Annotated in this window: 24 protein-coding genes and 1 pseudogene; 8 read left to right on the top strand and 17 right to left on the bottom strand. The window is 65.0% G+C overall.

Translation table 11 applies throughout. The features are described from left to right. Positions 1-212: 212 nt before the first annotated feature. On the bottom strand, positions 213-1,955 hold the full coding sequence (locus ACVW1C_RS13960; protein ID WP_456758915.1) for an ABC transporter ATP-binding protein/permease: 1,743 nt from the start codon (positions 1,953-1,955) through the stop codon (positions 213-215). A gap of 309 nt (positions 1,956-2,264) precedes the next feature. On the opposite strand from ACVW1C_RS13960, the gene ACVW1C_RS13955 reads away from it, so the two are divergent. Then, positions 2,265-3,935: an L-lactate permease gene (locus ACVW1C_RS13955; RefSeq protein WP_456758914.1), complete on the top strand. Its 1,671-nt coding sequence runs from the start codon at positions 2,265-2,267 to the stop codon at positions 3,933-3,935. A 153-nt stretch (positions 3,936-4,088) separates the two neighbouring features. Then, positions 4,089-4,496: an META domain-containing protein gene (locus ACVW1C_RS13950; RefSeq protein WP_456763076.1), complete on the top strand. Its 408-nt coding sequence runs from the start codon at positions 4,089-4,091 to the stop codon at positions 4,494-4,496. 94 nt (positions 4,497-4,590) lie between these two features. Here the strand turns inward: ACVW1C_RS13950 and ACVW1C_RS13945 are convergent, their stop codons facing one another. Beyond that, a complete protein-coding gene (locus tag ACVW1C_RS13945; RefSeq protein ID WP_456758913.1) occupies positions 4,591-5,223 on the bottom strand; it encodes a hypothetical protein in 633 nt (210 codons plus the stop codon). A gap of 219 nt (positions 5,224-5,442) precedes the next feature. On the opposite strand from ACVW1C_RS13945, the pseudogene ACVW1C_RS13940 reads away from it, so the two are divergent. The 3 genes and pseudogenes from ACVW1C_RS13940 to ACVW1C_RS13930 all read left to right on the top strand — a co-directional run bounded on the left by ACVW1C_RS13940 (position 5,443) and on the right by ACVW1C_RS13930 (position 7,041). Next, positions 5,443-5,906 (top strand): annotated as a pseudogene (locus ACVW1C_RS13940) (GNAT family N-acetyltransferase). Positions 5,907-5,982: 76 nt separating this feature from the next. After that, entirely contained in the window at positions 5,983-6,561 is a 579-nt protein-coding gene (locus ACVW1C_RS13935; RefSeq protein ID WP_456758912.1) for a bifunctional transcriptional activator/DNA repair enzyme AdaA, read from the top strand. Between the two features lie 12 nt (positions 6,562-6,573). Further along, positions 6,574-7,041, top strand: a complete 468-nt coding sequence (locus ACVW1C_RS13930) for a PaaI family thioesterase (RefSeq protein ID WP_456758911.1) — start codon at positions 6,574-6,576, stop codon at positions 7,039-7,041. Between the two features lie 192 nt (positions 7,042-7,233). On the opposite strand, the gene ACVW1C_RS13925 is transcribed toward ACVW1C_RS13930, so the two are convergent. From ACVW1C_RS13925 to ACVW1C_RS13915, 3 genes are all read right to left on the bottom strand, one after another. Next, entirely contained in the window at positions 7,234-7,698 is a 465-nt protein-coding gene (locus ACVW1C_RS13925) for an ester cyclase (protein ID WP_456758910.1), read from the bottom strand. A gap of 198 nt (positions 7,699-7,896) precedes the next feature. Beyond that, on the bottom strand, positions 7,897-9,096 hold the full coding sequence (locus ACVW1C_RS13920) for a hypothetical protein (RefSeq protein ID WP_456758909.1): 1,200 nt from the start codon (positions 9,094-9,096) through the stop codon (positions 7,897-7,899). A gap of 199 nt (positions 9,097-9,295) precedes the next feature. Further along, on the bottom strand, positions 9,296-9,772 hold the full coding sequence (locus tag ACVW1C_RS13915) for a MarR family winged helix-turn-helix transcriptional regulator (protein ID WP_456758908.1): 477 nt from the start codon (positions 9,770-9,772) through the stop codon (positions 9,296-9,298). A gap of 96 nt (positions 9,773-9,868) precedes the next feature. Between ACVW1C_RS13915 and ACVW1C_RS13910 the strand changes: the two genes are divergently transcribed. Continuing rightward, positions 9,869-10,237, top strand: a complete 369-nt coding sequence (locus ACVW1C_RS13910) for an antibiotic biosynthesis monooxygenase family protein (RefSeq protein ID WP_456758907.1) — start codon at positions 9,869-9,871, stop codon at positions 10,235-10,237. A 179-nt stretch (positions 10,238-10,416) separates the two neighbouring features. Here the strand turns inward: ACVW1C_RS13910 and ACVW1C_RS13905 are convergent, their stop codons facing one another. From ACVW1C_RS13905 to ACVW1C_RS13895, 3 genes are all read right to left on the bottom strand, one after another. Continuing rightward, positions 10,417-10,707 (bottom strand): hypothetical protein, encoded by a 291-nt coding sequence (locus ACVW1C_RS13905; protein ID WP_456758906.1) that lies wholly within the window; start codon positions 10,705-10,707, stop codon positions 10,417-10,419. A gap of 90 nt (positions 10,708-10,797) precedes the next feature. Continuing rightward, a complete protein-coding gene (groL, locus tag ACVW1C_RS13900) occupies positions 10,798-12,444 on the bottom strand; it encodes a chaperonin GroEL (protein ID WP_456758905.1) in 1,647 nt (548 codons plus the stop codon). A 177-nt stretch (positions 12,445-12,621) separates the two neighbouring features. Then, complete coding sequence (locus tag ACVW1C_RS13895) at positions 12,622-12,918, bottom strand: co-chaperone GroES (protein WP_173638580.1); 297 nt, start codon at positions 12,916-12,918, stop codon at positions 12,622-12,624. A 319-nt stretch (positions 12,919-13,237) separates the two neighbouring features. Here ACVW1C_RS13895 and ACVW1C_RS13890 point away from each other — a divergent pair, with 319 nt between their 5' ends. After that, complete coding sequence (locus ACVW1C_RS13890) at positions 13,238-13,756, top strand: hypothetical protein (protein WP_173638579.1); 519 nt, start codon at positions 13,238-13,240, stop codon at positions 13,754-13,756. Positions 13,757-13,920: 164 nt separating this feature from the next. Here ACVW1C_RS13890 and ACVW1C_RS13885 read toward each other — a convergent pair whose 3' ends face one another. From ACVW1C_RS13885 to ACVW1C_RS13870, 4 genes are all read right to left on the bottom strand, one after another. After that, complete coding sequence (locus ACVW1C_RS13885; RefSeq protein ID WP_224943571.1) at positions 13,921-14,184, bottom strand: hypothetical protein; 264 nt, start codon at positions 14,182-14,184, stop codon at positions 13,921-13,923. A 198-nt stretch (positions 14,185-14,382) separates the two neighbouring features. Beyond that, positions 14,383-14,856: a hypothetical protein gene (locus ACVW1C_RS13880; protein WP_456758904.1), complete on the bottom strand. Its 474-nt coding sequence runs from the start codon at positions 14,854-14,856 to the stop codon at positions 14,383-14,385. A 552-nt stretch (positions 14,857-15,408) separates the two neighbouring features. Continuing rightward, positions 15,409-16,185, bottom strand: a complete 777-nt coding sequence (locus ACVW1C_RS13875) for a protein phosphatase CheZ (RefSeq protein WP_456758903.1) — start codon at positions 16,183-16,185, stop codon at positions 15,409-15,411. Positions 16,186-16,245: 60 nt separating this feature from the next. Next, a complete protein-coding gene (locus tag ACVW1C_RS13870) occupies positions 16,246-16,512 on the bottom strand; it encodes a hypothetical protein (protein WP_456758902.1) in 267 nt (88 codons plus the stop codon). Between ACVW1C_RS13870 and ACVW1C_RS13865 the strand changes: the two genes are divergently transcribed. Beyond that, on the top strand, positions 16,496-17,305 hold the full coding sequence (locus tag ACVW1C_RS13865) for a L,D-transpeptidase family protein (protein WP_456758901.1): 810 nt from the start codon (positions 16,496-16,498) through the stop codon (positions 17,303-17,305). The two genes, ACVW1C_RS13870 and ACVW1C_RS13865, sit on opposite strands and share 17 nt — an antisense overlap. Before the next feature lie 70 nt (positions 17,306-17,375). Here ACVW1C_RS13865 and ACVW1C_RS13860 read toward each other — a convergent pair whose 3' ends face one another. The 5 genes from ACVW1C_RS13860 to ACVW1C_RS13840 all read right to left on the bottom strand — a co-directional run bounded on the left by ACVW1C_RS13860 (position 17,376) and on the right by ACVW1C_RS13840 (position 22,559). Beyond that, positions 17,376-18,251 carry a DUF2076 domain-containing protein gene (locus ACVW1C_RS13860; RefSeq protein WP_456758900.1) on the bottom strand — a complete coding sequence of 292 codons (876 nt, stop codon included), beginning with the start codon at positions 18,249-18,251 and terminating at the stop codon, positions 17,376-17,378. A 129-nt stretch (positions 18,252-18,380) separates the two neighbouring features. Beyond that, positions 18,381-19,223 (bottom strand): ChbG/HpnK family deacetylase, encoded by an 843-nt coding sequence (locus ACVW1C_RS13855; protein ID WP_456758899.1) that lies wholly within the window; start codon positions 19,221-19,223, stop codon positions 18,381-18,383. Beyond that, positions 19,220-20,266, bottom strand: a complete 1,047-nt coding sequence (locus ACVW1C_RS13850; protein WP_456758898.1) for a glycosyltransferase family 2 protein — start codon at positions 20,264-20,266, stop codon at positions 19,220-19,222. The genes ACVW1C_RS13855 and ACVW1C_RS13850 overlap by 4 nt, the downstream gene beginning before the upstream one ends. 140 nt (positions 20,267-20,406) lie before the next feature. Continuing rightward, positions 20,407-21,384, bottom strand: a complete 978-nt coding sequence (gene hisG, locus ACVW1C_RS13845; RefSeq protein ID WP_456758897.1) for an ATP phosphoribosyltransferase — start codon at positions 21,382-21,384, stop codon at positions 20,407-20,409. After that, complete coding sequence (locus ACVW1C_RS13840; protein ID WP_456758896.1) at positions 21,381-22,559, bottom strand: ATP phosphoribosyltransferase regulatory subunit; 1,179 nt, start codon at positions 22,557-22,559, stop codon at positions 21,381-21,383. The genes hisG and ACVW1C_RS13840 overlap by 4 nt, the downstream gene beginning before the upstream one ends. Positions 22,560-22,916 lie beyond the last annotated feature (357 nt).

Genomic DNA, 22,916 nt, shown 5'->3' with positions numbered 1-22,916 from the left:
GCGGACTCGGGTGATGGCGAGACTGGAGCGGCAGACTGGCTGGACCTCTCCCGCTTGCGGGGGAGGTCGCCGCGCGTAGCGCGGCGGGTGGGGGCTCTTTCCACAATGCGATTCGTGGAGAGAGCCCCCACCCCAACCCTCCCCCGCAAGCGGGAGAGGGAGCCGAGTGCCTTCCGGGCTAGCTGTTCGAGTTCGTAGCCAAGTTCGCTCACCTACGACGCGGCGGCCTCAACCTTGTCACGCAAGGTGAAGCGGTCGCCGCCGCGGACCAGCGACACGTTGCGCTGGTGGAAGGCGTCGAGCGTCGAACGGTGGCCGATCGAGACCACCGTGGTGTCGGGCAGCTTCTCGGCGATCAGTCGGTACAGGGCGGCTTCCGACGGCTCGTCGAGCGAGGCCGTCGCCTCGTCGAGGAACAGGAATTGCGGCGCATGCAGCAGCGCCCGGGCGATGCCGAGCCGCTGCTGCTCGCCGAGCGACAGCATCCGGTTCCAGTGCGCTTCTTCCTCCAGCCGCGCCGCGAGTTGCGGCAGTCCGACGGCGGTGAGAACCTCGCGGACCCGTCCCGCATCGTAGCTTGCAGCCTGGCCCGGATAGACCACCGCGCCATGCAGCGAGCCGATCGGCAGATAGGGACGTTGCGGCAGCATCATCAGGCTGGCATTGGCGGGGATATGGACCGCGCCGCGGCCGAACGGCCAGATGCCGGCCACCGCGCGGAACAGCGTGGACTTGCCGGCGCCGGAGGGACCGGTGACCAGGGTGCGTTCATTGTCGCGAAGGCTGAAGCCGTCAGCCGCGAGCAGCGGCTTGCCGTCCGGCAGGGTGACCAGGAGATCGTCGAGATCGATCGTGTCGCCGGCTGTGGGCTTGACGTGGATGATGTCCTGCCGCTGCGCGAGCGCATCGCCGCCGCGGATCGAGTTCTCGAAGCCATCGAGACGCGCGACCACCGATTGCCATTCAGCCAGCGTCCGGTAGGCCGTGATGAAGAACGACAGTGAATCCTGCACGCTGCTGAAGGCGGACGCGGTCTGCATCATGCCGCCGAGCTGGATCTTGTTGGCGAAATAGGCCGGTGCGATCAACACATAGGGGAAGATCACGGCGGCCTGCGAATAGGTCGCGGTGAACGCGGTCAGCTTCTTGGTTCGTTGCATGATGTCGAGCCAGTTCCCGACCACGAATCCGAAGCGATCGAGCAATCGCGTGCGCTCGGCCGGTTCGCCGCGGAGCAGCGCAATCTGCTCGGCGTTCTCGCGGGTCCGCACCAGGTTGAAGCGGAAATCGGCTTCGAACCGTTGCTGCCGGAAGTTGAGGTCGACGAGCGGCCTGCCGATCACATGGGTCAAGACCGTTCCGAGGATCGCGTAGATCAGCGCGCCCCATACCAGATAGCCGGGAATCCCGATCTCTCTGCCGAACAGATGCAGCGGCGCCTGATTGGAAAGGCCCCACAGGATGAACACGAAGGAAGCAAGCGTCACGACGGAGCTCAACAATCCGATCCCGAGCGTCAGGGTCTGTTCGACGAAGCGCTGGGTGTCGTCGGCGATACGCTGGTCGGGGTTATCGGCGGCATCGCCGAGCAACTGCATGCGATAGTGGTTGGCATCGTTCAGCCAGCCGCCGAGATAACGCGTGGTCATCCAGCGCCGCCAGCGGATCTGCAGCCATTGATTGAGATAGAGCTGGTAGACTTTCAGGCCGATCCAGAACGCCGCGAGCACGCAGAAGTAACCGATCTGATAGGTGAAGACCGCCTGATCACGATCCTGCAGCGCGTTGTAGAAAACATTGTTCCAGCGGTTGAACAGCACGGTCAGAAACACGCTGGCGAGCTCGATGATCACCACCGCGGCCAACAGTCCGCGGCCTGCCCATTTGTCGTCGGAGTTGAAATAGGGCGAGGCGATGCGCCACACCGTCGCGAGCGTCGAGCGAATGTTGTTCACAGATTATCGTCTCCGGAGAAGTGGCCGCAACGGCCTGAAGTATCGGGACAATCGGCGTGATCCTCGACTAAAGTCGTAGGTCTGGCATGCAAGCGTTGGCTTGTCCCGGCGATCAAGTCAACCCTAGCATGACGACAACGGCGAGGGGCGGGGGACCTTCGATTTTTCGCGAGGATGTGAGCGATCCTTACCGATCGTTCATTCGCGAGCCTGGGCTGCAATTCTTCCGACGGGACTCCCGCAATCGCACCAGCGCGCCTGCCTGCACCGAGGCCGGGCGCTGCATAAGAATGTGGGAAGGACCCCGAGATGAGCACCTGGAATCAAATCTACAATCCGTTGGGCAATGCCGGGCTGTCGACGATCGCGGCCGCCATTCCCGTGGTCACGCTGCTGGTGCTGATCGCCAGCGGCAAGGTGAAGGCGCATATCGCGGCCATCATCGCCGTGATCGTGACCAACCTGATCACGATCTTCGTGTTCACGATGCCGGCCGGCATGTCGATCCGCGCATCGATCCTCGGCATCGTCACCGGGTTCTTTCCGATCGGCTGGATCGTGCTCAACGTCATCTTCCTCTACCAGGTCACGGTGAGATGCGGGAAGTTCGAGCTGCTCAAGCGCGCGGTCGGCGGCGTCACCGAGGATCGCCGCTTGCAGCTGCTCCTGATCGCGTTCTCGTTCGGCGCCTTCTTCGAGGGCGCCTCGGGCTTCGGCACGCCGGTCGCCATCACGGGTGCGGTGCTGATCGGGCTCGGCTTCTCGCCGCTCGCAGCCTCCGGCCTGTCGCTGATCGCCAACACCGCGCCGGTCGCCTTCGGTGCGCTGGGTACGCCGATCCAGGGCCTCGCCTCGGTCACCGGGCTCGATCCCTACGTCCTCGGCGCCATGGTCGGCCGGCAGCTGCCGCTGTTCTCGCTGATCGTGCCGTTCTGGGTGGTATGGGCGTTCGCGGGCTGGCGCGGCATGAAGGAAATCTGGCCGGCGATCCTGGTCACCGGCGTGTCGTTCGCGGTCCCGCAATTCGTGATCTCGAACTACATCAACCCCTGGATCGTCGACATCGGCGCATCGCTGATCTCGATGGGCGCGCTGATCCTGTTCCTGAAGGTCTGGCAGCCGCGTCAGCTCTGGCTGTCGCCCGCGCTGCGCGGCCGCGATGAATCGGCGGCGACGATGGCGGCAGCCAAGCCGCTCGACAAGACGCCGTTGACCCAGGGCGAATTGTGGAGCGCGCTGCTGCCGTGGATCATCGTCTGCATCCTGATGCTGATCTGGGGCAACGGGGCCTTCAAGACCTGGGCGAACGCCAACTTCACCTGGAACTATGCGGTGCCCGAGCTCGACAAGCTGATCTTCAAGGTGCCGCCGGTAGCCGCCAAGCCGACGCCGGAAGGCGCCGTGTTCAGCTTCACCTATCTGTCGTTCACCGGCACCGGCATGCTGATCGCGGCAATCATCTCCGGCCTCCTGATGGGCTTCTCGCCGCTCAAGCTGATCGCCGAGTACGGCCGCACCATCCGTCTGTGCGCGATCTCGCTGATCACGATCTCCGCGATGCTGGCGATCGGCACGCTGACCCGGCTCTCCGGCGTCGATGCCACGCTCGGCCTCGCCTTCGCGGCGACCGGCGTGCTGTATCCGTTCTTCGGCACCTTGCTCGGCTGGCTGGGCGTGGCGCTGACCGGATCGGATACCGCCTCGAACGTGCTGTTCGGCAATCTGCAGAAGATCACCTCCGAGCAGCTCGGCCTGTCGCCGATCCTGATGGCGGCGGCAAACTCCTCGGGCGGCGTGATGGGCAAGATGATCGACGCGCAATCGATCGTGGTCGCCTCCACCGCGACCAACTGGTACGGCCACGAAGGATCGATCCTGCGCTACGTGTTCCTGCACTCGATCGTGCTGGCGTGCCTGGTCGGTCTGTTCGTGACCCTGCAGGCCTATGTCTATCCATTCACGACGCTGGTGCTGAAATAGCGCGGCGAGGCGTCGCCCACGAAGATCCCCGCGGGTGCGAGCCCGCGGGGATTTTGCTTTTCAAGCGCTTTTTCTCGCGCCGCCATTCTGGCCAATCGCAGCCTCGTCCCATACAAGGGCGGCGTCGCAATTGCTGGGAATGGCGTGATGTCGATGAGGCGGATTCTGAACGGCGGCATCGCCGCGTTGGTGGTCGTTGCAGCGGCGCTTGGCGCGGGGCCGGTCCAGGCCCAGGAAGAATTCCCGTTCGGCTTCGTGATGACGCTCGATGCCGCGCGCATGCCGGGCTCCAAGCGGATTCCCTCGATCGAGGTCGGCGACAATGGCGAGGTGATCCTCGAGCTGTGGTGCGACGGCGGCAAGGGCCAGTTCTCGGTTGCTGGCAACACCATCGTGTTCGTTGCCGGCGCGATGGAGAACCGCAACTGCACGCCGGACCGGGCGCAAGCCGACAAGGATCTGCTCACCGCGCTCGGCGATACGACGAGCTGGCGGCGGCAGGGTGATCAGGTCACGTTCATCGGAAGCAAGTCGCTGCGTTTCGTGATCAACAGCAACTAGGGCATGATCCGGAAAAGTGCGAAGCGGTTTTCCGAAAAGATCATGCCCAAGCAAAAACTGACGAACTCATCGCGCTGTTGCGTCGAACGCGCGCTCAGGGCGTTGCGACCAAGCCGCTCGCGGTGGCAACGATCCAACGATTGCCCCAGCGCACGATGGAATCGACCCGGCCGAGGCCTGGGACGACGTCGCCGCGTGCGGCCATCTTGACGCCCTCCGGCCCCTCCAGCACGGCGGTGCCGTCGCGGACTTCGACCACCGACCATCCGGGAATCGTGCTTGGCCGGGTCTCCGCCGTCGCCACGGGCGGCTTCGTCCCGAGCGCCGCGGCCTGCGCGTTCAGGGTGGTGGGCGCGGCGCCGAGAGCGAGCGGGCGCGGGCTGGCAGGGGTGCTCTTCGGAATGCTGCCGGTGACGGCGGGGTCGGCGTTGGACGCGGTCCGGCGCTCGCCCCTCGATTCGCTTCTTGGGCTCGGCCGCGTCTCGGCAACGTGCGGGATAGGCGCTTCCTTCTGGGCCACCGGGACCGGGGCGGGAGCTGCAAAATCGTGCCAGTTGGCGCCGCCGGTCCATCCCAGCACGAAGCTTGCGGCCAGTGCGGTGGCTGCCAGCAGCGCGGTGCCGATCCGGTCGGCGAACGGCTCCCGCAGCAGCAGGGCGGCGTCGTGGTTCTCGCCTGAGACGTCCCAGAGGTCCGCCGTCTGCGCCGGCGAATGACCCTCCGTCACATCCGTTGGCCAGATGCTTCCAGGACTGATCGGCTCGCGGTCTTGCATGGCGTGACCCGTGTTCGGTAACGCAAAGGATGATCCTCGAAACTAAATCGAGCCTTAATTTTCGGTGACCGAACTGCGGCAGCACGAAGTCTTTTGGTCGCAGGCCCCGTAAATTGACGGGGCGGCGAGCGCGGCCCACAATCGCGCCGACGACCCCGCAATGGGCCAGAGATGCACAAGCCTGACATCAGCATCGCCCCCGAAGACCCGCGGCAGCCCGACGTGCGGCAGCTGATCGATCTGTCAGACGCCCACATGCAGGCGCTGTATCCGCCCGATAGCAATCACCTCGCCCCCGTCGAGACGCTTGCCGACGCGGCTACGGTCTTCCTCGTCGCGCGGCGCGATGGCGAGGTGCTCGGGTCGATCGCCTTCCGCCTCATCGCGCCCGGTCATGCCGAGATGAAGCGGATGTTCGTGCGTGCCGGCGCGCGCGGCACGGGCTCGGCCGCCGCCTGCTCGACGCGCTGGAGGACGCCGCGCGCGACCGGCGGATCGCGCGCATCAGCCTGGAGACCGGAATCCGGCAGCCGGAGGCGATCGGGCTCTATCGCGCCGCCGGTTACCAGGAGTGCTCGCCGTTCGGGGACTACGCGCCAGATCCGCTCAGCCTGTTCATGACCAAGCGCCTCTAGCTCCAGGCGGTCGTTTCCGGACGCCGTCACCGCAAAGCGGGTCGTCGCGGCGCTCAGCCGCCGCTATAGCGATGGCATGCTCGATTTCGACGCCCAGTATGCAGCCTTTCAACGCCGCGACCCGGCCTGGGACGGCATCGTGTTCGTCGCGGTCAGGACGACAGGCGTGTATTGCCGTCCCGTGTGCCGGGCGCGCACGCCGCTCGCCCGCAATGTGCGATTCTACGGCAGCGCCGCGTCGGCCGAGCGCGCCGGCTTCCGGCCCTGTCTGCGCTGCCGTCCCGAGGCGGCGCCGTTCTGCCCGGCATGGAAGGGCACCAGGACGACGGTCGAGCGCGCGCTGGCGCTGATCGAAGCGGGCGCCCTCGACCGCGGCAATGTTGCTGCGCTGGCCGATCGGCTCGGCATCGGCGCGCGGCATCTGTCGCGTCTGTTCGCCGAGCATCTCGATGCCTCGCCGCTGCAGGTCGCGCTCTCGCTGCGCGTGCAGCGCGCCAAGCGACTGATCGACGGCAGCGATCTTCCGATCTGTCTGGTGGCGCAGCGCGCCGGCTTCTCCAGCGCAAGGCGCATGAACGCCGCATTCGCAAAGCTCTACGGCCGCTCGCCCGTCTCGCTGCGACGGAAGCGGCTGCCAAACATCACGATGCAATGATGGAGATCAGCAATGGCCAAGAGCTACGGCACCGTCAGTGCCGAACAGAAACTCAGGATGAGCGGCCTCGAATTCGTCCAGGGGCTCGCCAGCGGCGCGTTGCCGCTCAACACCATCGCGCGGACGCTCGGCTATGACGTCACTGAAGCCGAGCACGGCCGCGTCGTCGTCACGCTGCTGCCGACGGATGCGCATCTCAATCCGGCAGGCACCGTGCATGGCGGGCTCACCGCGACACTGCTCGACAGCTGCATGGGCCTTGCAGTGCAGTCGACGCTCGATGCCGGAACGAGCCAGACCACGCTCGAATTCAAGATCTCGCTGGTACGGCCGATCACGCCGGACACCGGTCCGATCCGGGCCGAGGGCCAGGTGCTCAATTGCGGCCGCCGCATCGGCACCGCGGAAGGCAGGGTCACCGACGAGAAGGGGCGGCTGCTCGCGCATGGCACGACGACGTGCATGATCTTTCCGGCTTGATGAAGGGCCGCTGTGGAGAGCCTGCGCCGGCACCGCATCAGGAGATGCGATGCCGGCGCAGCAACATTGGAATGCGTCCAGCGAGCCCGCGGATCAGAGCGCTTCGATTTCACCAAGCCGATCGTTTGCGCTACCCGAGCGCAGCGAAGTGCGTTCGGGTAGCCGCGATGCGATCGTCGATGAAACGCCGGTTCAGCCGGCGTAGCCGCTCTGTTCAGGCAAGCGAATGAGGCCGAGCTGCAGCATGGCGGTCAGCGCATCTTCCTGTCCGAGCTCCTCGGCGATCCGTCCGTCCCGCACGCGCAGCACGGTCGTGCCGGCGAACGTCATCTTGCGGCCGGAGGCCGCGGGCAGCGAGCCGAGCCGGAAGTCGCTGAAGGCGGGCCCGGTGTGCGTGCCGCCACCCTCCCAGCGGCCGACGACGAGATCACCTTCCGCGACGAGATCGCCGACGCCCCAGAAATTGAGATCGGGAAACGCTTCGCGAAACTCGGTCATGAACTGCGTGATCGCGGCGCGGCCCCTCTTCGGTTCGTGCATCGGGTAGTGCACGACAATGTCTGACGTCGCGAGTTCTTCAATGATGCGCGGATTCCACGGGTTACCCCAGAACTCCTTAAACCATCGGCCGACCACGTTCTTGTTCTGCTCTGACATCTCATCGTCTCCATGTGCGCGTTGCCGGTATCGCGACCGGCGCTGTGTCGATGTGCGCATTAGGCAATTTGAGACGCGTGCCGCACCACCCGATTCCAGATCGGACGTGCTGTCAGCCTTCAGACGAAATTCCGCTTTGTCGATATGATGCTTGGCACCGCTTACCGAACGTCGTCGCGCAATCGGGAAGCGGGTGGCTCAGCGCCACACCGATTTGTCGGCGTCCCAGCGCTGACCTTTGAATTCCTTGAGCAGCGCGTCGATCGCGCCGTTGTCGTCCTTGGCCTCGCTGCCTTCCTCGTCGCTGCCGGAATCGTCGGACAGATTGAGCTTGGCGCCGGGGCTGTCATCCGACGTCGAGACGGTCGGGCTCGAGACCCACAGCATCAGCCTGTCCGAGCTGCCGGGCTTGTCGGGCGAGACGAGGGCGGTGACCTCGTAGTTCTGGGTGAGGCCGAGCGCAGGGTAGATCGCGCTTGGCCGCTTCAGCACCAGCTTCAGCTTGCCGGTATTTGCGTTCCAGGTCGCCGAGGCGGGCTTTGCTGCGAGCGTCTTCGCCAGCACGCCCGCGATCGCGGATGCGAGCTTGTCCTTGTTGATCTTGTCGCCATCACGCCAGTCGGCGGCGGCGAAGCGGATGGTGCGGTCCATCTCGACCATGCCGCTGGTCCAGCCGGCCGCCGTCACGCCGGGCGCTGATTTCGCCTTGGCGAGCAGCGCACTGGCGTGCTCGGGATCGACGGTGAGGTTGATGGTCTGCTCGCCGGAGCGCATCGCATCGCAGGTCACCGCGAGGCTGGAGGTGCCGATCTCGACGGCCTCGCCCTTCAGGCTCTTGAGGAAATCGGCCGCAGCATCGAGCTTGACCCGCACCCCGATCGATTCCGGCGAGACGTCGGTGAAGTCCTTCGGCTGCGGCGTGATGCCGTCCTCGGTGGCCTGGTTGTCCTGGAATTCCTTCTCGCTGAGATCGGAATTGTCCGTCGAAGCGACCTCGGTCACGGTCTGGCCGATCGTGATCTGGCCGCGGAACTCGAAGCTGTCGCCGGTCTGCTTGCGGTTCAGCTTGACCGTGACCGGCTGCTTGTCGGCGACGCTCTGGGTGGTGCCGGAGAGCGTCTGGCCGTTGACGGTCAGGTTGGCGACGAAGCGGTCCTTGCGGTCCGAGCTCTTGTCGGCGGGATAGCAGACGTCGAGCACGGCCGCGGTCACGGTCTTGCCCTGGCGGGTTTCCTTCAGCACCACGTCGGCATTGCCGTCCATCAGGCCGTCGATCGAAGTGAAATAGCGCGTCTCGGGGCCGTTCGACGGTGCCGGCTTGGTTTGCAGCTTCATCTGGGCGAGGGCAGGTGCCGAGACGACGGCAAGACCGAGCAGCAGGAGCGGGAGCGCGCGCATACGATAAGTCCTCGAAGGGCAGAATCGGTTCCGCCGTAACTAGCAAACCTCCGTGTCATTGGCCAAAAAAGAAGGCCGCCTGACGGCGGCTATCAATTTCGAACGATCTGACCTTTGGCACTGTCATGGCCCGCCGTATCGGTCCGGAGAGCGGTGCAGCCGATGTTCCGGCCATGACGAACGGAGACGGGGATCCGCGTCACGCGCGAACATTCGGTTCTTCGCCGTTCTCCAGCCTGCCGCGCAATGTGCCGACGACGCGGCTCACGGTTTCGATGTCCTTCATCGACAGTCCATCGGCGAGGCCGTTCACCCAAGGCAATTGCAGGCGCATCGCAGCGTCGAAGGCTTGCTGCCCCTTTTCGGTCAGCACGACGAGCTGGGCGCGGCGATGATGCGGATTGGTCTCGAATGTGACGAGCCCCTCCCGTTGCAGGTCGTTGACGATCCGCTGCACGTTTTGTCTGGCAGCGCCGAGGTCGCGCGCCAGCCACGCCACCGGTTGCGGGCGTTCGGCGGTGACGATGGCGCCGAGGATCTGCCAGCGCGCGCTGGTCAGGCCAAGTCCGGCCACCATCCGGTCGCCGGCGGTGAACAGCAGGCTGTTGAGTCTGAACAGGTCGAGAATCAGGTTGCTCAGGGCTTCGCCGGCCGGCGTTCGCTTGGTCTGTGGCATTTGTCACCATAAGTTTATATTGACATCATGATGTCAAAATAATATGTATCCATCGTAACGGAATGACAACATAGCACCATATCAACGGAGCCAGCCATGCCGCAGATGCGTCCCCTCGACCCCGCATTCCCGATCGACCGTCAGCTCGCGGTCGATGCCAGCAATATCGTGCTCGTCAACCTCTTCACGCTCGATGCGGCCGACGAGGACACGTTTCTGAAAGCCTGGCAGGCCGACGCCGCCATCATGAAGCGGCAGCCCGGCTTCATCTCGACCCAGCTGCACCGCGCGCTCGGGGACAGCCCGGCCTATCTGAACTACGCGGTCTGGGAATCGACCGCCGCCTTCCGTGCCGCCTTCATGAACCCGGAGTTCAGGGCCAAGTTGTCGGCCTACCCGGCCTCGGCCGTGGCGTCGCCGCATCTGTTCCAGAAGGTGGCGGTGGCTGGCATCTGCGTGGCTTAAATTCGTACCCACGTATCCCGGCCCATCCACGTCATTGCGAGCGAAGCGAAGCAATCCATCGAGCCGCAAGTGGAAAAATGGATTGCTTCGTCGCTATCGCTCCTCGCAATCACAGTGCCAAGCATCACAGCCCGTCCGCGAAGGAAAAAGGCGAGGTTTGGATGTCGCCTCAAAATCGCTCAGCTATGCACCAGCATGCCAACGCCGAGCGTGGCGGCAGCAGCCAGAAACGATATGTCCAGAAATCGCAGCGGCGCCTTTGGACGATGACCGGTCGAACCGGAAATGACGTAGTAGAGGCAATAGCCTGCGCCGAGGACGACAAACGTCAAGGTTTGCTTGAACCAGAACGTCAAGACGACCGCAAAGTCATCGATGCTGTCCAGGGCATAGGCGCCCAACGCGAGCACCGCGCCGATCGCATAGAACAGCGCCAGTGTCGACATCAGTGATTTGGCGTCGCGGGACATGCGATGATCCTTACGTCTCATTGTAATCGAATCGCAAAAAAGAAGGCCGCCCGGAGGCGGCCTTCGGTCTCGATGCGAATGCGGCGGGGCTTAGAAGCCGCCCATGCCGCCCATTCCACCCATGCCGCCGCCGCCCGGCATCGCCGGGGCCGCGTCCTTCGGCAGTTCGGCGACCATGGCTTCGGTGGTCACCAAGAGGCCGGCCACGGAGGAGGCGTCCTGCAGCGCGGTGCGCACCACCTTGGCGGGGTCGATGATGCCCTTGTCGACCATGTCGACATAGTCCTCGGTCTGGGCGTCGAAGCCGAAGGTCTCCGACTTGTTCTCGAGGATCTTGCCGACCACGATCGAGCCCTCGACGCCGGCGTTCTCCGAGATCTGGCGAACCGGAGCTTCGAGCGCCTTGAGCACGATGTTGATGCCGGCCTGGACGTCGGCATTCGCGTTGGTGAGACGGCCGACCGCCTTCTTGGCGCGCAGCAGCGCGACGCCGCCGCCCGGCACGATGCCTTCCTGCACCGCGGCGCGGGTCGCGTTCAGCGCGTCCTCGACACGGTCCTTCTTCTCCTTGACCTCGACCTCGGTCGCACCGCCGACCTTGATGACGGCAACGCCGCCGGCGAGCTTGGCGAGGCGCTCCTGCAGCTTCTCACGGTCGTAGTCCGAGGTGGTTTCCTCGATCTGCGCCTTGATCTGGCCGACGCGGGCGTCGATGTCCTTCTTCTTGCCGGCGCCCTTGACGATCGTGGTGTTCTCCTTGTCGATCACGATCTTGCCGGCGCGGCCGAGCATGTTGACCGTGACGTTCTCGAGCTTCATGCCGAGGTCGTCGGAGATCAGCTGACCGCCGGTCAGGATCGCGATGTCCTCCAGCATCGCCTTGCGGCGATCGCCGAAGCCCGGCGCCTTGACGGCGGCGACCTTGAGCCCGCCGCGCAGGCGGTTGACCACCAGCGTCGCCAGCGCCTCGCCCTCGACGTCCTCGGCGAGGATCAGGAGCGGACGGCCCGACTGCACCACGGCTTCCAGCACCGGCAGCATCGACTGCAGGCCGGTCAGCTTCTTCTCGTGCAGCAGGATGTAGGCATCCTCGAGCTCGGCGGTCATCTTCTCGGCATTGGTGATGAAGTAGGGGCTGAGATAGCCTCGGTCGAACTTCATGCCCTCGACGATGTCGACCTCGGTATCGAGCGACTTGTTTTCCTCGACGGTGATGACGCCCTCGTTGCCGACCTTCTGCATCGCCTGCGCGATCATCTTGCCGATCGCGGCATCGCCATTGGCCGAGATGGTGCCGACCTGGGCGACTTCCGAAGAGGAGGCGACCGGCTTGGCGCGCTTCTCGATGTCCTTGATCACGGCGGCGACCGCGGTGTCGATGCCGCGCTTGAGGTCCATCGGGTTCATGCCGGCGGCGACCGCCTTGGCGCCCTCGCGGACGATGGCCTGCGCCAGCACGGTCGCGGTGGTGGTGCCGTCACCGGCGGTGTCGTTGGTCTTGGAAGCGACCTCGCGCAGCATCTGCGCGCCCATGTTCTCGAACTTGTCGTCGAGCTCGATCTCCTTGGCGACGGTGACGCCGTCCTTGGTGATGCGGGGAGCGCCGAAGCTCTTCTCGATGACGACGTTGCGGCCTTTCGGGCCGAGCGTCACCTTCACGGCATTGGCGAGCACGTCGACACCGCGCAGCATGCGGTCGCGGGCGTCTCCGGCGAATTTTACGTCCTTGGCAGCCATTGATTTGAACTCCTGGAATGTCTGTGAATTGCTTGCCGCTCGCTTTGCGCGTCATTGCCGGGCTTGACCCGGCAATCCATCGCCCTCGTGAGAGTCTTGGGAAGCGTGATGGATGCCCGGGTCAAGCCCGGGCATGACAGCGGAGCGAACGCCGCGTTTCTCGAATTGGTCGTGGCCTTACGCCAGCACGCCCATGATGTCGGACTCCTTCATGATCAGGAGCTCCTGGTTGTCGAGCTTGACTTCGGTGCCCGACCACTTGCCGAACAGCACGCGGTCGCCGACCTTGAGGTCGATCGGGATCAGCTTGCCGGCCTCGTCGCGGCCACCCGGGCCGACGGCGACGATCTCGCCCTGGGACGGCTTCTCCTTGGCCGAGTCCGGAATGATGATGCCGCCCTTGGACTTCTCCTCGGCATCGATACGCTTGACCACGACGCGGTCATGCAGTGGGCGGAAGTTGGATTTAGCCATGACGTTCCCTCTTGGAGGCTCGGTTTCAGGTCCGGTTCATCGGGACCGGCGTTGAATGCCGGTCCGGTCGGCGCCAGGCAGGACGCCCGGCGCATTTAGCAATCGTGCTGCGAGAGTGCTAATTGTGCGCCGGGAAATATGGCTTGGCGCAGTTTCTGTCAAGCAAAGGGGTTAAGGCCTTGGTGAGGCCAATATAGGATGGTGGACCGGAAACCAAATCGTAGCGATGACGTAATTTTGTCAGACGTTATTGCTCCGCCTTAAGTTTTACGCTTGGCTGCATGACGGGTGCGGCCGGGAGATAGTTCGGGGGATGCATATGATTAGGTCACTCAACGCGCGATTGGTCGCACGGTTCGCGGCTGTTTCGGCGCTGACGACACTTTTGGGGGCGTGCGGCAGCATGAGCCTGCCGTCCTTGTCGTCGAACCCCGAGCCGGGGCCGGTCGAACCGGGAGTGGCCCCGGAGATGCCGGCGAGCATCCGCCCCGACGAAATCGTCGGCCGCTGGGGCCTCGCCTCGTTCCAGAATCCCGCCGACCGCGCCCGCACCGAGGCCGCCGCACGCGGCCAGTGCAAGCAGCCTTACGTGATCGGCGCCGGCCAGAACGGCGGCGTCATCATGCATCTGGCCGACCAGGCCACCCCGCAGGAACTGCGGCTGAAGGGTTCCCCGAGCGGCAAGAACTATATCGGCCCGCCCGGACCTGTGCCCGGCGAGCAGGACCGCGAGATCATCTCGTTCGACGGCCGGGTCCTGATCACCCGCTTCGTCGACAAGGACGCCGCCACCCGCTACGGCAATATGGTCTACGTCCGCTGCGCGCCGCGGGCGTAGCGGCGAACTCCTTCAGCATGAGATAGTGCCGCATCGGCAGTGCACCTCTCCCCTTGTGGGAGAGGTCGGATTGCATCGCCAGATGCTCTCCGGGTGAGGGGTTTCTCTCCGCGGCTGATCCTCTTGCGATTTGAGTAAGCGGCGACAACCGCTTATCCGGCGTGCTACCGTCGCACTCCGACGCGATTGACGCCGCCATTCATATTGCCGCCCGCGTTATGACGAACCGCAGTACGCGCCACCGGACGAGGCCTGAGCACGACGCCCGCCCTCGCCACGCACCCCCCCGGATACCCGACGTACTGGCAATAAACGACGGCCTTGGCCGGTGCCGGACTGAGAGTGACACCTGCAAACCCCAGCACGAGGCTGGCCGCAATTCCCGCAACTGTCACTGACTTGGTCGAAAGAATTTTCATCTGTCGCATGGTGATCCTCCTCATCGCACGTGAACCGAATGGTGATTGAGCCGCTGCAGATGCGACCCAACGCATCGTCGGTGGCAAAGGATGTGCGATGTTGATGTGGATCAATGCCGGGCGTGCCCTGCCGCCATGCGCGATCGATTGACGTCGTCGAGAGGGCGGCTCGAGGAGCCGCCCTCTCGCGGTGCCTTTGCGCGGACTTCACTGACAGACGTACATCTGGCCGTCAGACATTTTCGTCATCGTACCGGGTTCGCAGCCGATACCATTGGCTGCCTTGTAGTCTGCCCATCCGGCATAACCGTAATACGGGCTGACCCCGTAGTAGGCTCGTGCCGGATAGTAAGGCTGGCCAAAGTGGGGATCCGTCTGGGCAGCATATGCATCGGCCCAGTTATTTGTGCCCCAGCCGGAATAAGCTGCCGTGGTAGCCGCCGCCGTAGCGACCGCGGCCGTAGCGGCGATCCCCGCGCCGTATCCGTATGCAGCGCGCCGGGTGTGACGACGCGCAACGCCCGCGGCGCTCATGGGCGTCAGCGGTCGGCCCACGCGCGCCTGGGCGCTTTCGACCGAAGCCGAAATGCCGCCCTGCTCAGACCAGGTGATGGACAACAGTGTCGCGCAAGCGAAAGTCGAGAGTGCAATTGCAGTATTCCTGACAATTCCTTGCGTCATGTTCAATCTCCAGCGTTGCGTACTCCAGTGATGCCCCCGATCAGTGATCCGATAACAAGGCGGTACGTACCAGCGCGAAAGAAACCCGCCGCGCGTCGTTACAGCTTCGCATGCGGCCTCGCGTTTCTGCAGCTCCAGAGAGAAAAGCAGGATTGTACTCGTTTGATGCGCGCCGCGAACCTGTGACTGTATGCGTGTGGAACTATGACGCCCCGCTCGGGGGCGACCGGATTCACTCCGGAAGTCCGATGCAACCGGCACCCTGTGTTGGCACCCGGCATGCGCGTGAAAATTTCCTTCATGCCCAGTGTGCGCCCGCGACACCTGCCAGTAAATTTGCAAGTGTCGCAATTGGCACAAACTGCATGCGATCGAGACAGAGGTGCTGACTGATGTGTCTCTCGAGGCGCATGCAAGGAAGGCCTCAGCGCACTCTTCGCGAAGCGGCGGCTGACAATCTTGTCTGGCGATTGATTACGGGGCGAGCGGACCATCGCCTAAACAAAAACGCCGGCCCGAAAGCCGGCGCTTTCATTTTCGATCCGACAGATCTCAGTTGAACATCGCGTCGATGTCGTCCTGCGAGGCGTGGCCGGCGTCGCCGTCGAGCTTCGGGCCGTTGAGCAGGCGGGCATCGCCCTCGCGGGTGTCGACGATCGGCGGGACGTGCGACTTGATCGCGTCGACACCGCCCCAGATGTTCATCATCTCGTTGATGTGCTGCTCGATGAACTTCATCGTCTGCATCACCTTGCTGATGCGCTGGCCGGTGAGGTCCTGGAAGTTGCAGGCCTCGAAGATCGAGACCACGCGCTCCTGAATATCTTCGCTGAGCCGCTTCTGCTGGTCGGGCGTGACGTTGTTGGCGAGCGCGGTCGCGGCCTGGTCGATCGCTTCCACCGCTTCGAGGATCTGCTGGGTGGCCTGTTCGGTGCCGCCGACCACGGCGCCGAGTTCGCCATTGACCTTGGCCATCTCCTCGCCGTTGAAGCTCTTGCCGTGCAGCACGGCGATCTCGCGCTTGGTGCGGCTGATTGCGTCGTGGATCAGGTCGAGCTCGACCTTGAGCTTCTCGCACTGTTCGACTTGCGCGCGGTAGGTCTCGAGCAGCGCGTGCGTCTCGGCGACTTCGCGGGCGACGGCGGCATCGACGCTGTCGCCGCTGCGCTGCGCCGGTGCTGCGGCCATCTGGGCGCGGATCGAGCGAAGCTCCGCCATGATCTCCCGATGCATCGGACCGAGCTCGGCGCCGCCGGCAGCTTCCGGCTCCGGCATCACGACTTCTCCCATGGCCTGCTCGACACGAAAACGCTTACGCTTCACTGACATGATTTCATTCCCGCCCCTTCACTGCCGTCCGTTCTAGCGAGAGGTGATTTAACGTCAGGTTCACGCAGGAACAGTTTGCGCCGAGTGCACACGGCCGCCGCGATACCGGCGATTAACCATGGCGCCGCGACGTTCACGCAAAATAAACGCTGTCCGGCAAAACCGCGCGGCATCGTCGAGATGGTGAATCGAAACGGCCGATCCGTTTACCAAACCGATGCGGTTTTCATTGCTTATTGACCACGTGCAACGGCGCATGTGCGCTCCGTCCACGTCATACGTCACGACGAAACCAGTACAGAGTACGTCGATGTTCAGGAAAACCACGCTTGCGCTGCTCGCCGGCGCTTCTTCGCTTATTGCCGTTCCCCATCATGCCATGGCGATCGACGCGTCGGCTCAGCCCGAGCCCACCGTGATCTACGCCAATCAGGGCGCACCGCAGCCGCCGATGCGCACCGCCTATGCGCAGCCGCAGCGCTCCAACATGGGCGGCGGCTTCATCGAATTCCTGTTCGGCGATGCGCCGTCGTCGCAGGGGTATTCGCGAGAGCCGATGTATCAGCAGCAGCCGGCCTATTACGGCAACCACCAGGGGCTGCCGCCGATGGATCCGCAGCAGCAGATGATCCGCCAGCAGGAAGAGGCGGCCGGCGATCCGACGCAGCGTCCGTTCGATCCCAGATATGAAAAGCAGCTGGTCGATTACAGCGGCAAGGAGAGCGCCGGCACCATCGTCGTCGATACGCCGAACAAGTTCCTCTATCTGGTGCAGGGCGACGGCCGCGCGCTGCGCTACGGCATCGGCGTCGGACGGCCCGGCTTCACCTGGGCCGGCGTCAAGACGATCTCGGCGAAGAAGGAATGGCCGGCCTGGACGCCGCCGCCGGAAATGCTGGCGCGCCGTCCCGATCTGCCGCGGCACATGGAAGGCGGCCCGGAGAATCCGCTCGGGGCGCGGGCGATGTATCTCGGCTCCTCGCTCTATCGCATCCACGGCTCCAACGAGCCCTGGACGATCGGCACCAACGTGTCGTCCGGCTGCATCCGGATGCGCAACGAGGACGTCATCGACCTCTACGGCCGCGTCAATGTCGGCGCCAAGGTCGTCGTGATGTGATCGCGACGAACAAGTGAAATGAAAAACGGCCGCTCGATGGGAGCGGCCGTTTGTCTTTCAGGCGACACACTCACGCGTAGTCGCTGTCACTGTCTCCGCCACCGTCGAAACCGTCGTCATCATTGTCGAAGCCGTCGGAATCGTTGTCGGTGTTGTAGTTGTCGTCGTTGTTGCTGTTGTTTGACGCCTGGTCGAACAGGCCGGCGCGCGAGCCGCTGTCATTGTCGCGGTTGGAGCCGATGTCGTTGACCCCGGCGTCACGGGCGAGGTCGCTCGACGACTGGTCGCCGCCCCAGGGACGCGAACCACCACCGAGGCCGCCGGCGTCCGCCAGCGACTGGTGGCCGCCGCCACCCATCATGCCGCGGATGCTGGACAGCAGCAGCCCGCCGCCGACCACGCCGGCCGCGGCCGCAGCCGCGGTGCCGAGGAACGAGCCGCCACCGCCACCGGGAGCGCCGCCGCCGAAGGCCGGGGGCTGCTGGCCGCCATAAGGCTGGCCGTATTGGGGTTGTCCGTATTGGGGCTGGCCGTATTGCTGCGGCGGTTGGCCGTAGCCGCCGGCCTGCTGCATCGCCTGGCCGGAGTTCCAGACCGGGCGGCTGCCGCCAATATCAGGCGCGCGCACCGGCGGCACCGAGCCGTGCGGCTGCTGCTGGCCCTGTCCGAAGATCGCATCGCGCATCGAATCGAGGAAGCCGCCGCCCTGCTGCTGTGCGGGCTGCTGCTGGCCGACCGCGGCTTCGAGCTCCTGGATCCGGTCATGGGCGCGCTTCAGCGCCTCGTCCTGAACCAGCGCGGTCTGCACCAGCGCGTAAACCGCATTCGGCGCGCTGCGCAGGCCCTGCATGATCGCGGACATGGCCTCGTTGTCGCGTGGGGCATTCTCCAGCTTGGCGAGCCGGTCGAAGAGATCGTCAATCAGTTGGCGTTCTTGCGGTGTCATGGCGTTCTCCATCGCGTCGATCGAATCGCCGCGCGGCTCATGTAGGACGGGCTTTGTGGCGCAAGGAGTGGGGGCCAGGATTAAATTTCTGTATGCGACAATACGACCGGCGGTTTTTCGTGAACCTTATCAGGCGAGTGTAACTTTATTCAGGGCCAGCAAAGCGGGGAAATCCTCGCCTGCGAGATAGGCATGTTCGGTCTCGCGCTGCGTCGTCAGCGGGTCGAGGTTCTTCAGGGTTTCATCGACAAAACCGGGATGGCACATCACGAGCCCATCTTCCGGCAGGCCGTCGAGGAAGCCCTGCATCAGCGCGGCGAATTCGCTGCCGCGCGTAAAATCGTAGGCGCCGGCGAAGGCCGGATTGAAGCGCAGGCCCGATCGCTGGGCCTTGATCCGGAATTGGGTGCTGAGCACGTTCAGCACCAAAGCCTTCGGCGCCGTCAGCTGGCGTGCCAAGGGACCCTCGCGTCCGCACTGCCGCACCCAGGCGCCCGGCGCGCGCTCCTTCACGGCACGCAGGAAGCCGTCGCGCACCTGCGGGAACAGCTGCGCGTGCTGATGGCCATCGACGAAATCGGGCGCGCGGCCGAACAGATCGTGGAAGGCGTCGAGCTGCGCCAGCACCTCGGCATGGACCAGATCGGCATCGAGCCGGTGCATCAGCCCGGCGCGCAACAGCCGCGGGAACGGCAGGAACATGTCGCCGTCGAGCGGGCGGAAATGCATCGTCAGCGGCCGGAACGGCGCGGTCAGCGTCACGTGCAGCCCGATCGCGCAGCGCGGGCTCTTCGCCACCGAGGCCTGCAGCGCGGCCGCAGCCTCGCGGCCGATAGCCGGCGTCACCATCATCACCGACGTCGCATTGAGACGGTCGCGCTCGATCAGATCGCGAATCGCGCGGTTGACGCCGCAGCTCAGGCCATAGTCGTCAGCACACAGCCAGATCCGGCGCGGCGAATTTTCGCTCATTCGGCGGCGGTCCGCTCGGTGGCGCCCTGCGCCGCGCCGGTGTCGGCGTGCTTCTCGGTATGCTCGGCGACGAAGTAGATCGGCCGTGCCTTCAATTCGGAGAGGATCTTGCCGATATATTCGCCGACGATGCCGATCATGATCAGCTGCACGCCGCCGATCGTCATCACGCCGATCATCAGCGACGGATAGCCGGGGACCTGCTTGCCGGTGGTCAGCACTTCCCACAGGATCGAGAGCCCGAACAGGAACGCCGCGCCGGCGAGCAGCGCGCCGAGCAGGCTGGCGAAGCGCAACGGCGCCACCGAGAACGAGGTCAGGCCCTCGATCGACAGGCCGATCAGCCGGCCGGCATTGAAGGTGGTGACGCCATGCGCGCGCGGCGCCGGCTCGTAGTCGACGCGGATCTGCCTGAAGCCGATCCAGCTGGCGAGGCCCTTGAAGAACCGGTTGCGCTCAGGCAATTGCCGCAAGGCCGCGGCCGCGCGCGGCGACAGCAGGCGGAAGTCGCCCGCATCCTCGGGGATCTGCTGCCGCGCGCCCCAGTTGATCAGCGCGTAGAAGCCGCGCACCGCAAGCCGGCGCAACGCCGATTCATTGTCGCGATGCGCCTTCGCCGTGTAGACCACGTCATAGCCGTCATCGATCCAGTGCGCCACCAGTTGCTCGACCAGGGTCGGCGGATGCTGGCCGTCGCCGTCCATGAACAGCACCGCGCCGCGGCGGGCATGGTCGAGGCCGGCCATCAGCGCCGCCTCCTTGCCGAAATTGCGCGACAGCGACACCACCTGGAGATCGAGCCCATCGGCGGGCAGGCCGCGCGCGATCGCCAGCGTGTTGTCGGCGCTGCCGTCGTCGACATAGACCACTTCGCAATTGAGCCCGTAGCGGGCGCGCAATGACCTGGCGAGGTCGATCAGCCGCTGGTGCAGCGCTACAAGGCCGGCGGCCTCGTTGTAGACGGGCACGACGATGGACAGACCCTGCGCTGCGGCGGTCTTGGCGGTTGTGGTCAGGCTGGAAACGTCAGAGCCCAGCATCATCGGTCAGGTTCCAGAACTAGAGCGTTTTCCACCGAAATTGGGTTCCGGTTCGCGTGAAAGAAAACGCCTCACAACGAGAGATCATGAACACAATATGGTACCGACGGCCGGCTGTCGCCAACATGAACGGCCCCGCCTGCTCATTGTCGCAGGAACGACTCGAGCTTGGCGAACAGCGGGTTCTCGCGGTCGAACACGTAGTCGAGCGACACCACCGACACCGTCTCGGCGCCGTGCTCGCGCAGGAAGCTGCCGAGCGCGTAAAGCTTGCCCGGTGGGCAGTGCAGCGTCAGCATGCCCGATGAGGTCGGGCTGCCGAACGGGGCGACCACGCCGAAACGGGTATGCGCCTCGGACAGCAGCGCGTCGTTACAGCCGGCGAACCGGGTACGCACCTCGCGGTATTTGCTGGCGCGGGCGCGCGCGGCGATGTGGTCGAGGATGACGCGCGCGGTCTCGCGGGCGCTATTCGACCAGTCGGCATCGCGGGAGGCGACGAGGTTGGCCTGGCTGCGCAGCATCACGCCGTCGTCGAGCACCTTGAGCCCGTTGGCGGCGAGCGTCGCACCCGTGGTCGTGATGTCGACGATCAACTCGGCGGTGCCGGCCGCGGGCGCGCCTTCGGTGGCGCCGGCGCTCTCGACGATGCGGTAGTCGCCGACGCCGTGCCTGGCGAAGAAGCCGCGTGTCAGGTTGATGTATTTGGTCGCAACCCGCATGCGGTGATTGTGCTGCTCGCGGAAGCCGCTTGCGACGTCGTCGAGATCGGCCATGGTGCGGACGTCGATCCAGGCCTGCGGCACCGCGACCACGACATTGGCATAGCCGAAGCCGAGGCCTTCGATCATCAGCACGCGCTTGTCGGCATCCGGAATGCTCTCGCGCACCAGATCCTCGCCGGTGACGCCGAGATGCACCGAGCCGCGCGCCAGATTGGCCGCGATCTCGCTGGCCGACAGATAGGCGATCTCGACATTGTCGACACCCGCGATGGTGCCGCGATAGTCGCGCGCGCCGCCGGCCTTCGACAAGGTCAGCCCGGCGCGGGCGAAGAAGCTCTCCGCGTTTTCCTGCAAACGCCCCTTGGAGGGAACGGCGACGACGAACGGCGTGCTCATTGGGCGGCTCCGGAGGCACCGGCCTTGCCATGGCGCGTCATCGCCTCGATCCAGACCGAGAAGCCGACCGCCGGGATCGGATTGGCCGAGCCCAGCTGCGACATCAGCCCGTCATAGCGGCCGCCCGCGACCAGCGGCTCGGCGCCGTTGCCCTTGGCGTGCAGCTCGAACTCGAAGCCGGTGTAATAGTCGAGGCCGCGGCCGAACGCGGTCGAGAACCGCGTCTTCCGGATATCGATGCCGCGCGCGGCCATGAAGCCGACCCGGCTCTCGAACTGGTCGATCGCCGCGGCAAGGTCGAGCCCGGCGTCGGAGGCCAGCGCGCGCAGCTGCGCGATTGCGTCGTCGGGATCGCCCGATATGGCGAGGAAGCGCTTGATGGTGGCGAGCGCATCGCGCGGCAGTGCGCCGCCCTTCAGCGTCGATTGCTCGAGGAAGCGGTCGGCGATCTCGGCGACCGTGCGTCCGCCGACATTGGTGGTGCCGGCGATCGACATCAGATCGGTGACCAGCGCCAGCGCCGCCTTGCGGTCGGAGCCGGCCAGCGCTGCGAGCACACCCTCATATTCGTTGCGGCCCGGCGCAGTCGCCAATGTCAGCTGCTCGATGTCGTCGGTCAGCGAAACCTTGCGGTTGAAATCCTTGATCAGCCGGCGCCGCCACACCGGATAGAGCTCGAGTGCATCGATCAGCGCGTTGAACAGCGCGACGTCGCCGGTGCGGATCTCGACATCCTTCAACCCAAAGGCCGCGGTCGCCTCCAGCGCCAGGGCCAGCATCTCCGCGTCGGCCGCGGCGCGGTCCTGCCGCCCAAAGGATTCGATGCCGGCCTGCAGGAACTGGCTCGGCTGGCCGTCGCGATAGCGGAACACCGGGCCGAGATAGCTGAAGCCGGCCGGCTGGCCGGCGCGAGGCGAGGCGAGGTAGTCGCGCGCCACCGGGATCGTGAGATCCGGCCGCAGGCAGAGCTCCTCGCCGCTCGGGTCGGTCGTCAGATACAGGCTCTTGCGGATGTCCTCGCCGGACAGGTCGAGGAACGGCTCGGCCGGCTGCAGGATCGCGGGCTCAGACCTCTGATAACCGGCCTGCGCGAACGAGGCCAGCAGCGCATCCGCCCAGGAAGCCGCTCCTGGAGCGGATCCGGCGGCGGGTCGTGGTGCGGCAGCTTCGCTCATCTCGACGTCCAATTCGCTCCGAAATCGCGTTTCAGAGCCGGTTCCATGGGTGGTGTTGGCGGAGCCCTTAGCATGGCCGTGTCAGGGTTTCGACAGGGATCAGCCAAGTGGCTTAATGATTGGGTTCGTTAACGATTTTGCGACGGCTTGGCTAGGGGCAGGGCACGCCGAATTGCGAGTGATGTGAGCACGTCTCTCAGGCTCCCTCCCCCCCTTGTGGGGGAGGGTTGGGGAGAGGGGTAAGTCCCGGGCTCCAGCGGTCGATATTTCTACACGGTCCGAGCAATCCAGCTCTTGTAACGCGCACGCCGCAAGTGTGTATCCGCGCGAACCGTCACGCGGCCGAGCAAGCGGCAC

Source organism: Bradyrhizobium sp. USDA 4011 (genome assembly GCF_054063415.1).
The sequence above is the reverse complement of the archived record's forward strand: the minus strand, read 5'-3'. Positions and strand labels throughout refer to the sequence as shown.

Excerpts from the sequence above, each read along its gene's own strand:
- ACVW1C_RS13955 (WP_456758914.1), top strand. The coding sequence starts at position 2,265 with ATGAGCACCTGGAATCAAATCTACAATCCGTTGGGCAATGCCGGGCTG.
- ACVW1C_RS13950 (WP_456763076.1), top strand. The coding sequence starts at position 4,089 with ATGAGGCGGATTCTGAACGGCGGCATCGCCGCGTTGGTGGTCGTTGCA.
- ACVW1C_RS13935 (WP_456758912.1), top strand. The coding sequence starts at position 5,983 with ATGCTCGATTTCGACGCCCAGTATGCAGCCTTTCAACGCCGCGACCCG.
- ACVW1C_RS13930 (WP_456758911.1), top strand. The coding sequence starts at position 6,574 with ATGGCCAAGAGCTACGGCACCGTCAGTGCCGAACAGAAACTCAGGATG.
- ACVW1C_RS13925 (WP_456758910.1), bottom strand. The coding sequence starts at position 7,698 with ATGTCAGAGCAGAACAAGAACGTGGTCGGCCGATGGTTTAAGGAGTTC.
- ACVW1C_RS13920 (WP_456758909.1), bottom strand. The coding sequence starts at position 9,096 with ATGCGCGCGCTCCCGCTCCTGCTGCTCGGTCTTGCCGTCGTCTCGGCA.
- ACVW1C_RS13915 (WP_456758908.1), bottom strand. The coding sequence starts at position 9,772 with ATGCCACAGACCAAGCGAACGCCGGCCGGCGAAGCCCTGAGCAACCTG.
- ACVW1C_RS13910 (WP_456758907.1), top strand. The coding sequence starts at position 9,869 with ATGCCGCAGATGCGTCCCCTCGACCCCGCATTCCCGATCGACCGTCAG.
- ACVW1C_RS13905 (WP_456758906.1), bottom strand. The coding sequence starts at position 10,707 with ATGTCCCGCGACGCCAAATCACTGATGTCGACACTGGCGCTGTTCTAT.
- groL (WP_456758905.1), bottom strand. The coding sequence starts at position 12,444 with ATGGCTGCCAAGGACGTAAAATTCGCCGGAGACGCCCGCGACCGCATG.
- ACVW1C_RS13895 (WP_173638580.1), bottom strand. The coding sequence starts at position 12,918 with ATGGCTAAATCCAACTTCCGCCCACTGCATGACCGCGTCGTGGTCAAG.
- ACVW1C_RS13890 (WP_173638579.1), top strand. The coding sequence starts at position 13,238 with ATGATTAGGTCACTCAACGCGCGATTGGTCGCACGGTTCGCGGCTGTT.
- ACVW1C_RS13885 (WP_224943571.1), bottom strand. The coding sequence starts at position 14,184 with ATGCGACAGATGAAAATTCTTTCGACCAAGTCAGTGACAGTTGCGGGA.
- ACVW1C_RS13880 (WP_456758904.1), bottom strand. The coding sequence starts at position 14,856 with ATGACGCAAGGAATTGTCAGGAATACTGCAATTGCACTCTCGACTTTC.
- ACVW1C_RS13875 (WP_456758903.1), bottom strand. The coding sequence starts at position 16,185 with ATGTCAGTGAAGCGTAAGCGTTTTCGTGTCGAGCAGGCCATGGGAGAA.
- ACVW1C_RS13865 (WP_456758901.1), top strand. The coding sequence starts at position 16,496 with ATGTTCAGGAAAACCACGCTTGCGCTGCTCGCCGGCGCTTCTTCGCTT.
- ACVW1C_RS13860 (WP_456758900.1), bottom strand. The coding sequence starts at position 18,251 with ATGACACCGCAAGAACGCCAACTGATTGACGATCTCTTCGACCGGCTC.
- ACVW1C_RS13855 (WP_456758899.1), bottom strand. The coding sequence starts at position 19,223 with ATGAGCGAAAATTCGCCGCGCCGGATCTGGCTGTGTGCTGACGACTAT.
- ACVW1C_RS13850 (WP_456758898.1), bottom strand. The coding sequence starts at position 20,266 with ATGATGCTGGGCTCTGACGTTTCCAGCCTGACCACAACCGCCAAGACC.
- hisG (WP_456758897.1), bottom strand. The coding sequence starts at position 21,384 with ATGAGCACGCCGTTCGTCGTCGCCGTTCCCTCCAAGGGGCGTTTGCAG.
- ACVW1C_RS13840 (WP_456758896.1), bottom strand. The coding sequence starts at position 22,559 with ATGAGCGAAGCTGCCGCACCACGACCCGCCGCCGGATCCGCTCCAGGA.